Source organism: Vibrio sp. SCSIO 43137, from assembly GCF_028201475.1.
In the GTDB taxonomy this organism is placed as follows: domain Bacteria; phylum Pseudomonadota; class Gammaproteobacteria; order Enterobacterales; family Vibrionaceae; genus Vibrio.
In genome coordinates, this window is the sequence record NZ_CP116384.1 from 395,101 (window position 1) to 408,580 (window position 13,480).

General features: G+C 45.7%; 11 protein-coding genes. 9 read left to right on the plus strand and 2 right to left on the minus strand.

Features of this window, described 5'->3' with window-relative positions; all coding sequences use genetic code 11:
* Positions 1-4: 4 nt before the first annotated feature.
* From PK654_RS17575 to pstB, 8 genes are all read left to right on the plus strand, one after another.
* Entirely contained in the window at positions 5-1,417 is a 1,413-nt protein-coding gene (locus tag PK654_RS17575; protein ID WP_271700347.1) for a YfcC family protein, read from the plus strand.
* Between the two features lie 68 nt (positions 1,418-1,485).
* Positions 1,486-2,406: a LysR family transcriptional regulator gene (locus PK654_RS17580; RefSeq protein ID WP_271700349.1), complete on the plus strand. Its 921-nt coding sequence runs from the start codon at positions 1,486-1,488 to the stop codon at positions 2,404-2,406.
* 55 nt (positions 2,407-2,461) lie between these two features.
* Positions 2,462-3,328: an AraC family transcriptional regulator gene (locus PK654_RS17585; RefSeq protein WP_271700350.1), complete on the plus strand. Its 867-nt coding sequence runs from the start codon at positions 2,462-2,464 to the stop codon at positions 3,326-3,328.
* A 58-nt stretch (positions 3,329-3,386) separates the two neighbouring features.
* Entirely contained in the window at positions 3,387-4,727 is a 1,341-nt protein-coding gene (locus tag PK654_RS17590) for an MATE family efflux transporter (RefSeq protein WP_271700351.1), read from the plus strand.
* A gap of 244 nt (positions 4,728-4,971) precedes the next feature.
* Positions 4,972-5,793 (plus strand): phosphate ABC transporter substrate-binding protein, encoded by an 822-nt coding sequence (locus PK654_RS17595; protein WP_271700353.1) that lies wholly within the window; start codon positions 4,972-4,974, stop codon positions 5,791-5,793.
* A gap of 251 nt (positions 5,794-6,044) precedes the next feature.
* Positions 6,045-6,965, plus strand: coding sequence for a phosphate ABC transporter permease subunit PstC (gene pstC, locus PK654_RS17600; RefSeq protein ID WP_271700354.1), 921 nt, complete (start codon positions 6,045-6,047; stop codon positions 6,963-6,965).
* A complete protein-coding gene (gene pstA, locus PK654_RS17605) occupies positions 6,966-7,829 on the plus strand; it encodes a phosphate ABC transporter permease PstA (RefSeq protein ID WP_271700355.1) in 864 nt (287 codons plus the stop codon).
* A 32-nt stretch (positions 7,830-7,861) separates the two neighbouring features.
* On the plus strand, positions 7,862-8,611 hold the full coding sequence (gene pstB, locus PK654_RS17610; protein ID WP_271700357.1) for a phosphate ABC transporter ATP-binding protein PstB: 750 nt from the start codon (positions 7,862-7,864) through the stop codon (positions 8,609-8,611).
* A gap of 276 nt (positions 8,612-8,887) precedes the next feature.
* Here the strand turns inward: pstB and PK654_RS17615 are convergent, their stop codons facing one another.
* Positions 8,888-9,607, minus strand: coding sequence for a GntR family transcriptional regulator (locus tag PK654_RS17615; protein WP_271700359.1), 720 nt, complete (start codon positions 9,605-9,607; stop codon positions 8,888-8,890).
* Positions 9,608-9,846: 239 nt separating this feature from the next.
* On the opposite strand from PK654_RS17615, the gene mngA reads away from it, so the two are divergent.
* Positions 9,847-11,796 (plus strand): PTS 2-O-a-mannosyl-D-glycerate transporter subunit IIABC, encoded by a 1,950-nt coding sequence (gene mngA, locus PK654_RS17620; protein ID WP_271700361.1) that lies wholly within the window; start codon positions 9,847-9,849, stop codon positions 11,794-11,796.
* A gap of 71 nt (positions 11,797-11,867) precedes the next feature.
* Here mngA and PK654_RS17625 read toward each other — a convergent pair whose 3' ends face one another.
* Positions 11,868-13,478, minus strand: coding sequence for a BatD family protein (locus tag PK654_RS17625; RefSeq protein ID WP_271700362.1), 1,611 nt, complete (start codon positions 13,476-13,478; stop codon positions 11,868-11,870).
* Positions 13,479-13,480 lie beyond the last annotated feature (2 nt).

A 13,480-nucleotide genomic window follows, 5' to 3' on the forward strand; every position in this document is an offset into this window, starting at 1 on the left:
TACTATGATTAAAATAAATAAAATACCCAACACCTTTACTATTTTACTATTATTAATAGCACTATTTTCAATATTAACTTTTATTCTTCCCGCCGGCCAGTACGACAGAGTTGAAAACCAGCAACTTGGCAGAGAAGTGCCTGTTCCCGGTTCTTATCAGGTTGTGGAAGCAACACCACAAGGCTTTTTTGACACTTTAATGGCGCCAATTTCTGGTTTTTACAATCCTTCCAGCTATGAAGTGGGTGCAATTGACGTCAGTTTATTCGTATTGATGGTGGGTGGCTTTCTGGCTGTTGTAACTAAGACGGGAGCGATAGAAACAGGGATCGCCCGTGTGATGGTACGATTAAAGGGACGGGAGATCTGGATGATTCCAATATTGATGTTCCTGTTTTGTCTTGGCGGAACTTCCTACGACATGGCTGAAGAGACGTTAGCCTTCTACGGGCTGCTTATCCCGGTTTTTATCGCGGCCGGATTTGACCCCCTAGTGGCTGTCGCCGTGATTTTTGTAGGCTCCGGAATCGGGACACTGGGTTCTACTATTAACCCGTTTGGTACTGTTATTGCCTCCAATGCTGCGGATATTGATTTTATTGAAGGGATGACAGTGCGGATTATTGTGCTGGCTGTTGCGTTCGTTGCCGGATGTGCCTATGTAATGAGATATGCCCAAAAAATAAAAGCCAATCCGCAAAAATCACTAACCTTTCATTTAGCCGAGTCCAACAAACAGCACTTTTTAGGCAATGCCTCTTCTGTTGAAGATATTCCTGAACTCACTCTATCTCAAAAGTTTGTGCTCATTCTCTTTGCCGCCACTTTTATTGTCATGGTTTACGGAGTGTCTACACTCGGTTGGTGGATGGCGGAGATGAGCACTCTTTTTATCTTTATGGCCATTGTTTGTGGTTTAGTCGGGCGCTTAAAAGAGGATGAGCTGATTGACTCATTCGTGGCCGGAGCAGCTGATCTTATTGGTGTGGCGTTAATCATTGGTGTAGCCAGAGGGATTGTTGTTGTTATGGAAGCCGGCAGTATTACCGACACCATTCTTCACTATTGCGAAGAGCTGGTTGCCGGAAAAAGCTCCGTTATCTTTGTAAATACCGTTTACTGGATAGAGATGTTACTTGCCTTTATCGTCTCCTCTACTTCTGGTCTGGCGGTAATGACTATGCCGATTCTGGCACCACTGAGTGACTTTGCCAATACCGGAAGAGAGTTAGTTGTTTCTGCTTATATGTTCGGAATCGGTACCGTTCTGTTTGTAACACCGACTTACGGAGTTTTGATGGGCTGCCTTGCTATCGGGCGTGTACCTTACGGAGCGTGGTTAAGGTTCATTATGCCTTTAGTACTTTTCTTTATTGTGTTAAATACTGTCATGCTTTCTGTAAGCGCCGGGTGGTAATCTGATTGTCAGTTACGATGAGATCCCTTTTCCCTGCGGGGAAAGGGATTTTTCTTTAGAGGTTATTTATGTACAAAGCATCGGATTTTGATATCAAGCTGCTGAAAGTCTTTGCTCAAATTGTAGAATCAGGTGGTTTTTCAGCGGCACAATCCAAGTTGAACATGCATCAGTCGTCCATCAGTCAGAAGATGCATGACCTGGAGCAGAGGCTTAATATGAAGTTGTGCCATCGAGGCAGGGGAGGCTTTAAGCTGACCAATGATGGTTATAAGGTTTATGAAGCATGTACGACCTTGTTTAGTGATATTGCAAAGTTTGAAAATATTATCGACAGTATCCGTTCAGTTAAGCAAGGCCATGTAAAACTTGCTTTAACGGACAATATTGCCACTAACCCCGAGTGTTATGTTTATCAGGCTATTCAGTGTTTTTGTAGCAAGTATCCTAATGTCAGTTTCGATACTGATATTATGGATTCGCTGCAGATTGAGGAGCAGCTTATCTCCGGCAAAACCGATATCGGTATTACGTCATCGGAGATACAAAGGCAGGGGCTGAACTACAGATATCTTTTTTCAGAAAAACAGAGGCTTTACTGTACCCCGGATCATGATGTGCTGAGTAAGGGAGAGATTAAGTGCAGAAAAGATCTGGCCTCTTTTGCCGTTGTTGAAAGGGGATTAGCCCGTAAGGTGACGCCATTAAGCCTGAAAGACGATATTATGCATATGGCAAGCTGTATCAATATGGAAGCTACGGCTCAGTTAATTTTGTCGGGTCAGTTTATCGGCTATCTTCCGACACATTATGCGCAAAACTGGTTGGTTCAGGAGAGGTTGGTTGCCATCAACGCCAGTAAGCTGGATTATCTGGCCGATTTCCATTTAACCATTGCTAAACAGGAAGGTGAACTATCCGTTGCTTCAGCCAACTTTTATCAGGAATTATTAAGAGCGCATTCGAAAAATGACAGTGAAAGGCCTTAATATTGGCATGCAACCGGATGGATATATAAATGACGCTAAAAATGGTAACCGCTAAATGACTCAGGCGATAAAATCTGTCGATCTCTCTTTAAATCAGCCGTGTAAGGTGCTGGATCTTATTGCTGACTCAGATGATTTTTTTGCCGAGCCCCATCGTCACAATTACTGGGAGCTGCTCTGGTGTCTGGATGATAAAGGCAGTCAGGGCATTGATTTTGTTGAGTATACCAATAAGCTTGGCCGCATCTTTACTATTTCACCTGGTCAGGTACATAACTCTAGTCAGATGTGTGACCATGTAAGGCTAATAGTTTTTTCTACGGACTTTCTTGAGGATCAGTACCGCAATAACCTATTGATGGAGTCTCTGTTTGGCCGTTATCAGTCCGTTCAGCCCTATATTGATCTTGACCCTGCCAGTTATGCCTATCTGGAACCTCTGTTTCTGCTTATGGAAGAGGAGTGTGGTCGTCATGAGCCGGACTGGGATATTGTCTCTTCACTGCTGACCAGTTTTCTACGTTACCTGCTGCGCTTTTCTGTTAAAGAACGAGCGCCTTCCCTTACTGGTGATCGTCGTATTCCCCGCTTTGTTGAACTTGTCGATCAATACTACCGTAGCGAAAAAATATGTCAGTTCTATGCGGATAAACTGTCGTTGACGGGGAAGCGTCTTAACGAACTTACCCGTAAGTACTTGGGTAAAACCGTCACTCAATATATTCATGAAAGAATTATATTGGAAGCTAACCGCGAACTGATTTTTAGTGACAAGACCATAAAAGCCATTGCGCTGGAACTGGGTTTTGATGACCCCTCTTACTTCGGTCGCTTTTATCGTAAATGCAGTGGTGAGTCACCGGCGGAGTTCAGAATAAGATGTGCAGATAGTACCACTAAAATAGTGGTTTTATCCCTTTAAGTGGCATTGAGTGGTGTAGATAATACATTTTTTGAACTGCTATTTTGTTACCTGTTTTATGAGTATTAACCTTAAATCTGATCCTATTCATCGTTCTTTTCTTCAGTACCTTTTACCCGCCCTGACAGGAATGATCATTAAATCACTGTTTATTATGGGCGATGCCTGGTTTATTGGTCAGGGTGTCGGAGCTCAGGGGCTTGGCGCCATTTCCCTTGTTGTTCCTGCTTTCTCCGTGTTTGTTGCTGTCTCTATGATGATTGGTATCGGTGGTGCCTCTCTGATGTCCATTGAGTTTGGCAAGGGGAATAAACAGATAGGTCAGGTTCTGTTTAATCAGGCCATGTTATTTACCGCTATTATCAGTACCGTGCTGGTGGTAAGTGCCTTGGTCTGGATTGATGAAATCTTACTGCTGATGGGAGCAAGCGGAGAGATAGCGCAACTGGCCAACGACTACCTTTCTACTCTGTTGCTGTTCTTCGTACTTTATTCTCTGGCGTGGGTGCTCTCCTGTTTTGTGCGTAATGACACCAACCCTAAGCTGGCGACCTATGCCATGTCTATAGGTGCGATCGTTAACCTTATCCTTGACTACTTTTTTGTGATTGAGTTTGGCTGGGGAATGAAAGGAGCGGCATTTGCCACTGGTCTGGCGCAATTGGTAATAGCAGCGATTTTGATGTCTCACTTTATCGGCAAGCGTGGACAGCTAAGATTTAACCTTAAGGGAATGGGATTCGATCAGTTAGGCCGGATTCTGAAGATAGGTACACCAATCTTCTTTATCGAAATCACCTCGGCTATGACGGTTCTATTGTTTAACTATGTACTGCTTACCCGCTTTAGTGAAAGTTACATTATCGCTTACGGTTTAACGGCTAATGTTGGTGTGTTTGCCCTGTTTACCATGGTGGGTATCTCTCAGGCTTGTCAGCCAATTATCAGCTTTAACTACGGTGCAGGTCAGATAAAGCGGGTATATGAGATTTTGTGGCTCGGCTTGTATGTTGCACTGGGTGGTGGCGTTCTGTTTCTGCTGACGGTGTGGCTCACTTCAGAACAGATCGCACGGCTTTATCTGAATGACTCCTTTGACCTAGTCGCGTTGTCTTCCAAGGCGCTGTTTTTCTACTTTATGGCGGTTCCTCTGATGGGGTTAAATATCGTCATTGCTAATCTGTTTCAGGCGATTGCTAAACCAATGCACTCTTCGGTGATTTCACTTGGTCGTGGCTTTGTATTTGTGGCTATCGGGGTGTTATTTTTGCCGGGAATTTTTCCCGAGAACGGCATCTGGTCAAGTATCTTGTTTGCGGAAACAATAACCGCTCTGCTGAGTGTTTTCTTTCTTTACAAGTTTTTGAAAAGCCCTGAGAGACGACCTGTTCCGGCTTAATTTCCATGTAACATTTACCCTTACTTATTGCATTTTTATTACAGTAAGCAATTAACCTTCTGCTTGCTGTAATTGAGTTTATTTCTTTAACAATCAATACTTAAGTGTGATTTTATGCCTATGAATCACACAAATATTAGTGTCATATAGTATTCAATTTTATGAAACAAAGCTGTCATATTTAAATTCTAAAGTTATCCCGTCTAGTAAACATAGTCGGCAATAAAGCCAAAAGGATAATGAAATGAAAAAGACAGTAATCGGTGCTATCACTCTTATTAGTGCACTATCAGTAATGCCAGTTTCAGCGAAAGAAACCATCTCTGCTGTAGGTTCTTCAAGTGTTACGCCACTGATGGAAGTTTTTGCTGAAACCTATATGGAAAATAACGGTAATGTGTTTATTGAAGTGCAGGGTCCGGGGTCATCAGCAGGTGTAAAAGCAGCGAAGAATGGTTCTGCAGATCTTGGTATGTCTTCCCGTAATCTTAAGTCTTCTGAAAAAGAGACGACTCTGATTGAAGAAGTGGTAGCACGCGACGGTATCGCCGTTGTGGTTAACCCGAAAAACCCTCTTAAAGCTCTGACAGCAGCGCAGGTAACGGCGATTTACAAAGGTGAAATCACTAACTGGAAACAGGTTGGTGGTGAAGACAAGCCAATCGTTGCTATTACCCGTGATACGGCTTCAGGTACCCGTGGTGCATTTGAAGACATCATGAAACTTAAGCGTAAGATTTCCGGTAAAAAAGTATCGGCAATCTCTCCACGTGCACAAGTTGCCAGTGGTAATGGTGCCCTGAAAACTAACGTAGCTTCAAACCCGTATGCTATCGGTTATATCTCGCTGGGTACTGTTGATTCTACAGTAAGCGCTCTCTCTATTGACGGAACCGAAGCGACCGTTGCCAACGTTAAAAACGGTAGCTATAAAGTTGCCCGTCCATTTCTGGTTCTTTATAAGCAAGGTAAGCCAAGCGCAGAAACTCAGAAGTTTCTGGACTGGATGCTGTCTGAAAAAGCTCAGTCAATCGTAGCGAAGAAAGGCTATATCTCAGTTAACTAATCTAAACGTTAAATCTATTGCTCAGCCCGCCTATTTAGGGCTGAGCATTTTTCTGTATTTGTTATAGCTAATTAACTGTTCCTAAATATGAGTCACTTAGGCAAACCTCGGACACAAACACGCGTAAACCCATCCATGGGGCTCCGCCGCGCCACCCTTGGCGCAGAGGGTTTGCTTTTCGATATCTGCCTGATGACAAAATCTGTAGTGCAATTATGAGCTGTTATTTAGTAACCAAACGAGAGTTTGTTATGACCATCGCAACAAATAGTGACAAGCATACCGGGATTGAAAAATCTAACGGTTTGCGCGCTCAAAAAACCGTTGACTGGAAAGAGCGCATTTTTCATGGACTGTTTCTGTGTAGTGCGGTAATCGGCATTTTGTCTCTGTCCATCATCGCTTACTACATAGTGAAAGAGAGTATTCCGGCATTCGAAGAAGCGGGTGTATCCGGTATTGTTCTTGGCAGAGACTGGTTGCCGCCGGCACTGTATGGTGTTTACACCATGATTGTGGCTTCTGTAGTGTCTACTTTCGGTGCTGTTCTGGTCGGTGTGCCAGTCGGCGTTCTGACCGCCATTTTTATTGCTGAAATTGCCCCTAAACAACTAGCGAATATTATCCGTCCTGCGGTAGAGCTTCTGGCGGGTATTCCGTCCGTAGTTTACGGCTTTTTCGGACTCGTCATCATTGTTCCCCTTATTCAGAATGTGTTTGATGTTCCTGCGGGTAACACCATTCTGGCGGGTATTATTGTGCTTGGGGTGATGATTCTTCCAACCGTGATTACCGTATCTGAGACCTCAATCAGGGCGGTGCCACGCTCTTATAAAGAGGGCTCGCTGGCCCTTGGTGCCTCTCATATTTTTACCATCTTTAAGTTACTGGTTCCGGCTGCACGTTCCGGCATTATGACAGGTGTGATTCTGGGAATTGGCCGCGCTCTTGGTGAGACCATGGCCATTATTATGGTGATGGGTAATGCTCCGGCGATGCCGCAAGGCATTCTGGATTCAGCACGGACATTAACAGCCAATATTGCTATCGAAATGTCCTACGCCAGTGGGGTTCACGCCAATGCACTTTACGCCACAGGCGTTGTGCTGCTGGTGTTTATTATGATGCTGAACGCAGCTCTGCTGTATCTCAACCGTCAGAGGGCAAGATAAATGGATCGCGTAAAACTAAAACAATCACGCCAGTTTAAAGATTCGGTTCTGAGAGGGTTTATCTGGCTGGCAGCCGGGCTGACCGTGGGTTTTCTGTTCTGGATTATCTGGTACATTCTTTCTAACGGATTGAAATTTGTCGACTGGAACTTTATCACTGATAACTACACGGCAACGGGTAAAGAGAAGGGTATCTTCCCGATGATCGTATCCACCATCTATATGGTGATTGCCTCCATCGCGGTTGCTGCACCGCTGGGGATCATGACGGCTATCTATCTGACCGAATATGCCAAGGTCGGTAGCCGTTTTGTAAAGGTGATCCGCTTCTGTACCGAGTCTCTGGCGGGTATTCCGTCAATTATCTTCGGTCTGTTTGGTATGACCTTCTTTGTCGCTATTTTAGGGTTGGGTTTCTCCATTCTTTCCGGCGCGTTAACCCTGAGTATTCTGATACTTCCGGTTATTATCAGAACCACAGAAGAAGCGCTGATGGCGGTACCACATACCTACCGTGAAGGTTCGTACGCTTTGGGCTCTTCTAAGATTTATACCATCTGGCGTCTGATTCTGCCGAGTGCCATGCCGGGTATTATTACCTCTATTATCCTGAGTATCGGCCGTGTCATTGGTGAATCTGCACCTGTATTCCTGACCGCAGGTATGGTTGCCCGTATTCCGGATTCATTGCTAGATTCAGGCCGGACATTGACGGTTCACCTGTATAAGCTGACCACGGAACTGTTTACTGTCGACGAATGGAATCAGGCTTACGGAACAGCCACGGTTCTGATTGTTGTTGTGTTGCTGATCAATATGACGACCAAGTTAATCGCTAAACGTTTTAATACCGCAACATACTGATAAACAACAATAAGAATGCGAGAGAAAGAATTATGAACAAATTTAATATCGAAAATTTAGACCTATATTACGGTGAAAATCAGGCCCTTAAATCCATTAGCATGCCAATTCCTACCCGTCAGGTAACGGCGCTGATTGGCCCTTCAGGTTGTGGTAAATCAACCCTTTTACGTTGCCTGAACCGCATGAATGACCTGATTGAAGGGGTGAAGATTGACGGCACCCTTGAGATGGATGGTACCGATGTGTACGGAAATATTGATGTGGCTGACCTTCGTATCAAGGTGGGCATGGTGTTTCAGAAGCCAAACCCGTTCCCGATGAGCATCTACGAAAACGTCGCTTATGGCCTGAAAGCGCAGGGTATTAAAGATAAAAAACATATCGATTCAGTGGTAGAGAAATCACTGAGAGGGGCAGCACTCTGGGATGAAGTAAAAGATCGTCTTAAGTCACACGCTTTTGGCCTGTCTGGTGGTCAGCAGCAACGTCTGTGTATTGCACGAACTATTGCCATGGAACCTGATGTTATTCTGATGGATGAACCCACCTCGGCACTTGACCCCATTGCCACTCATAAAATCGAAGAGTTAATGGAAGAGCTTAAGAAAGACTACACCATTGTTATCGTGACCCACTCGATGCAGCAGGCGAGACGAATCTCAGACAGAACGGCATTTTTCCTGATGGGAGAGCTAGTTGAACATGATATTACCCACAATATCTTCAGCAATCCGCAGGATGACAGAACCAAGGGATATGTAAACGGGGACTTTGGTTAACCGAATTTACTGGCATCTATACCCAGATTTACTGGCATATAACTATAATATCAGCGATGGTAGCTTGCCCCTCTTATGAGGGGCTTTTTTTGTCAGGTTATCTTTGGTCCTAAGGTCATCACCCTTGCCAGTGAGCTAAAAGAGCAATTAAGTTTTAGTTAATAACTGCCTGAAAGCGGCGGAGTTAATCCGCCGCATAGTGGCGTTAATTTGCAATAAACTTGTATTAAAAAAGACCGGTCAAGCCGGTCTTTTTTAATGTGAGGTAAGAAAGTTCTAACCTTTGTGTCGCTTGGCAACCAGAGTGAACTTATAGTCGGTGGTTTTAAAGAAGTTGCGGCTGTACTCAAATACCGTTCCGTCCAGCAGATAGCCACGGGTTCTTTTTTCGATAATAGGCTGAGAACTGTCGATGCCTAACAGGCCAGCGACATCTTCAGGTGGCAGAATAGGTACAATTTCCTGTTCACTACGGTCGATTACCAGGCCTTTCTGCTTCTCAATATAGTCGTATTTGGAGTTGCGCATCACTTCGTAGGTGAGATCCGGGAACAGCTTCAGCGGCATCCAGGTCTCTTCTACTGTGATTGGGTTATCTTCAATAAAGCGCACCCGCTTGATATAGAAAATACGTTCGTCTTCGGCAACATTGAGGTGTTCTGCCATCGCCAGCCCCGGAAGGGTAATCTCAAAAGAGAGTACATCACTGTGAGTGGCCACATTCAGGTGCGACCATTTCTCATTAAAGCTGGATTGCTGGTAAATGTCGTAATTGATCTTATTGGACTTAACATAGGTGCCACTTCCCTGCACGCTCTCCAGTTCACCGTTCTCTATCAGCAGCTTTAGTGCCTGCCTTACGGTGACTCTGCTTACGGAAAACACTTCTCTTAATTGAGCTTCTGTTGGTAGTGCTTCGCCAACTTTGTATTCTCCTTCGCCGATTTTTTCTCTGATTGCGTCTGCAATCTGGCGATACATAGGAAGTCTTGCCATGCTTACCTCTTTATCAATGGCAGATTAAATTTAATCTTTTCAGGAGCCATATAATACAAATTTATCGCAATAAAACAACTGTCTGAGATTAAGCTTCTCTATTTTTATAAGATAACTGCAATACAAATATAGCCAATAATGGGATCTTGAACATGGATAGTTTGTATTGCTGGTTGTATTGTCTGTTGCTGTAAGGCTTAACACATCACAGTCAAATTTTGTGAAACGGAATAAAAGTTATGAAATTAACGGCAATCACCAATGCCTCGTTGATAAATCTGCAAGCAAACTTCACCAGCAGGGAAGAAGCGATTCGCTTATTAGCTGACCAACTTGAACAGCAAGGTAAGCTGCACAATAAAGAGGAGTACCTGAATGCCGTGTTTGCCCGTGAAGAGCAGGGAGCAACGGCACTCGGCGAAGGGTTGGCCGTGCCCCATGGCAAAAGTGAAGCAGTCAGGGAAGCGGCTTTTGCTATGGCTACCCTGAAGCAGGAAGTTGAATGGCCGGGACTGGAAGAAGATGAGCCGGAACAGGTGAACCTGGTGTTCCTGCTTGCCATTCCTGACGGTGAAGCCGGCTCTACTCATATACATCTTCTCACAGCACTGACTACTACTCTGGTTGATGATGATGTTCGGGCAGCGGTACTAAATGCCTCTACGGCAGCAGAGGTTCTGACAATCTTTGACAGACAGTCTGAACAACAAGGTTCTGGCGAACAAGAGAATAGCAAAGTAAAGGCTGGTGACAGTTCAGGCAAAACCGTAATTTGTGTCACCGCGTGCCCGGCAGGAATCGCTCATACCTATATGGCGGCTGAGTATCTGGAGAAAGCGGGTAACAAGCTGGGTATCAAGGTGTATGTGGAAAAACAGGGCGCTAATGGCATTGAAGACCGGCTGACGCCTGAGCAATTAAGCAGTGCCGACGCCTGTGTATTTGCCGCAGAAGTTGCAGTGCGGGATATTGAGCGTTTTAAAGGCATTCCCCGTGTTGAAGTTGCTGTTTCTGAGCCCATTAAACAGGCTGAAAAAATACTGCTGCAGGCGCTTGAAGCAGAGAGCAATGAAGACCGAAACGAAGCAGTGGCAGATAAACCGAAGCGGTTGCCTTTAAAGACTGAATTAAAACAGGCGCTGCTTAGTGGTATCTCTTTTGCCGTTCCTCTTATTGTTGCTGGTGGTACTGTACTGGCGATTGCGGTGCTTATTGCTCAGATATTCGATCTTCAGGAACTTTACGCCACAAAAGATTCATGGCTGTGGATGTACCGCAAGTTGGGTGGTGGCCTGCTTGGTGGCCTGATGGTTCCGGTTATAGCGGCATACACCGCTTATTCGCTGGCAGATAAACCGGCACTCGGTCCCGGTTTTGCTGCCGGTGTTGCGGCTAATCTCATCGGTTCCGGCTTTCTTGGTGGTGTGATTGGCGGTCTCATCGCCGGTTATGTAATGCGCTGGGTAAAAGAGAATATTCGCCTTGCTCCGGCTTTTAACGGCTTTGTTACCTTTTATCTGTATCCGGTAATAGGCACGCTGGTGGCGGGCTCACTGATGCTGTTTGTTGTGGGTAGCCCAGTAGCTTGGCTAAACCAGACACTGACGGAGTGGCTAAACGGCCTCTCAGGTTCGAACGCTATTCTTCTTGGTGCGGTTATCGGTTGTTTTGTCTCCTTTGACCTCGGAGGGCCGGTAAATAAAGCGGCTTATGCATTCTGCCTTGGCGCAATGGCGAATGGTGTGTATGGGCCTTATGCTATTTTTGCCTCGGTGAAGATGGTATCCGCTTTTACGGTAACGGCATCCACTATGCTGGCTCCAAAGCTTTTCAGGGACTTTGAGATTGAGACCGGCAAATCCACATGGCTGCTTGGTCTGGCGGGTATCACTGAGGGTGCTATTCCTATGGCCATTGAAGATCCTGTCCGCGTGATTGGCTCATTTCTTGTTGGTTCCATTGTGACGGGCGCTATTATCGGAGCCACGGGGATGGGGTTATCCACACCCGGCGCAGGTATCTTTTCACTGTTCCTGTTACACGAAGCGGGGCTGGGCGGGTTTATGGCGGCGGCTATCTGGTTTTTTGCCGCCATTTTAGGAACGGTAGTGTCTACCGCGCTGCTTATCAATTGGCGTGCTTATGCTAAGAAGCGCGGAAAATTAGATAGCGACGAAATTGCTGTTTAAGGATGTGTTAAGTCCCGCCTTTTTAGGCGGGATTTAATCAAAGCTTGGCCAGTGGTTCTGAGACAGATTTTTCAGGTTTTGCTTTTGCTGCTTTTTTTTAGTTTGTTTAGCAGTGACTGACCATCCCAGCCTTGCTCCTGACCGCTATAAAGCGCTGACATAATTTGTGCGACTTCCTGTTCTATTTCGCCTTTTAACTGCTCAGGAACATGTGGGTTCTCGTTAAACCAACGGGTGATACAGTTCTGTATCTGTACTCCATTTTTTTGCTTAAGTGCGGAAATCAGCGCTGAGTCAGTCAGAGTTGGCTTCGCTTCTCTCACTTCGCTTTCGGTTACCGGCTGTTTACGTTGCTTTAGCCATAGATAGCTGGTTACCAGCCAGAGAAAGGCAAATAGCGCAGTGGTATAGGGCCAGATTCCGCTATCCCTGATAATCACGGCTTCCGGCTGTGGTGAATGACTCTGAGCTTGTACAGGGCTGGCAAGAGTCAGGGTTTCAGTCTCACTGGCGGTTACGTTAAGGGACAAGGCCGAAGCAACAGCCGTTTCAGGCTGCTTGCTCTCTGTGTTCCACCAGGGCAGTGAAATTGGAGGCAGCAGGGTTTGTCCTTCTGTTTTAGGGATAATAACCTGTTTTATCTCCATGGCTACCCTGTTGTCATCCCGCTTAAACTGCGCAGGCTCAGGGTAAATACGCACAGAGTCAGGGTAGTCTGGCGCCAGTTCAGGTAGCTGAGATTGCAGAACACCTTCGGCGGTGATGGTGATGATACGGGTTATCGGCGAACCGACATCAAGAGTGTGTTGATTGCCGGTGATTAACTGGCCATCTTCATCCAGCCAGCGTTGAGTAAGAGTGAGCTCGGGAGTAGGAAGCCACACGCCGCTATAATTCTGCGGCTTTTCTGCTACCTGCAGTGTTATAACCTCCGCTGGAGTGTCAATAGGAACAAGCCGGGTTCCGCCCTGACTGCGGTCCTGAACAAGAAATGCACCTGTCAGCTTTGGCCCCTGAACCTTGTAGTTGCCCGGTTTTTGGCTAGAAAGGCTATAGTCCTGATCCACTATGGTGGCGTCGATACCATCAATCACCATCTTATACTGTTTAGACTGACCAAGGGGTTCAAGCTTAACCTCTGAGCTGACTGATGGCGGAACAATTTGTGGGTTTTGCAGCCTGCGAATGTCGGTTTTGATAATCAGCCGGGTTTTCAGACGGGCCACTTGTTGCGGGAAGACTTCGTTGCTACTTAGCTGAACCTGATACTCAACCAACTCATTCTGAGAGGGCGCACTGGCATCAATGCTGGCAGTTATATAGATGGTGTCCGTCTTTTCACCGCCGACAGTAAAAGAGGGAATTTTCAGAACGCCGGCACGCAGCGGTGCCAGCGAAATATTCCATTCGCTACGTACTGTGCGTTTGCCATTGATAATGTTAATAGAGGAGCCGAATCCCGGCCTTCCGGTAAAAAAGTCATCATCCAGTACTGAGAAATCAATATCTTCTGACTGCAATCTATTATCGGAAACAATTTTAAGTACAAACACTTCACCCTTAGCAACTTTATTGGCTGTAACCGTTGCTACTACTTCGGCTAGTACCAACGGGCTCTGCAGCATAGATAAAATGGCTGTCAGAACGATAGGGAGTTTGTGTCTGATAATAGTGATCAACATTG

What these genes read in the sequence shown, in the direction of transcription:
- PK654_RS17615 (WP_271700359.1), bottom strand. Translation starts at nt 9,607, where the DNA reads ATGGCAAGACTTCCTATGTATCGCCAGATTGCAGACGCAATCAGAGAA.
- pstC (WP_271700354.1), top strand. Translation starts at nt 6,045, where the DNA reads ATGACCATCGCAACAAATAGTGACAAGCATACCGGGATTGAAAAATCT.
- pstA (WP_271700355.1), top strand. Translation starts at nt 6,966, where the DNA reads ATGGATCGCGTAAAACTAAAACAATCACGCCAGTTTAAAGATTCGGTT.
- pstB (WP_271700357.1), top strand. Translation starts at nt 7,862, where the DNA reads ATGAACAAATTTAATATCGAAAATTTAGACCTATATTACGGTGAAAAT.
- mngA (WP_271700361.1), top strand. Translation starts at nt 9,847, where the DNA reads ATGAAATTAACGGCAATCACCAATGCCTCGTTGATAAATCTGCAAGCA.
- PK654_RS17590 (WP_271700351.1), top strand. Translation starts at nt 3,387, where the DNA reads ATGAGTATTAACCTTAAATCTGATCCTATTCATCGTTCTTTTCTTCAG.
- PK654_RS17585 (WP_271700350.1), top strand. Translation starts at nt 2,462, where the DNA reads ATGACTCAGGCGATAAAATCTGTCGATCTCTCTTTAAATCAGCCGTGT.
- PK654_RS17595 (WP_271700353.1), top strand. Translation starts at nt 4,972, where the DNA reads ATGAAAAAGACAGTAATCGGTGCTATCACTCTTATTAGTGCACTATCA.
- PK654_RS17625 (WP_271700362.1), bottom strand. Translation starts at nt 13,478, where the DNA reads ATGTTGATCACTATTATCAGACACAAACTCCCTATCGTTCTGACAGCC.
- PK654_RS17580 (WP_271700349.1), top strand. Translation starts at nt 1,486, where the DNA reads ATGTACAAAGCATCGGATTTTGATATCAAGCTGCTGAAAGTCTTTGCT.
- PK654_RS17575 (WP_271700347.1), top strand. Translation starts at nt 5, where the DNA reads ATGATTAAAATAAATAAAATACCCAACACCTTTACTATTTTACTATTA.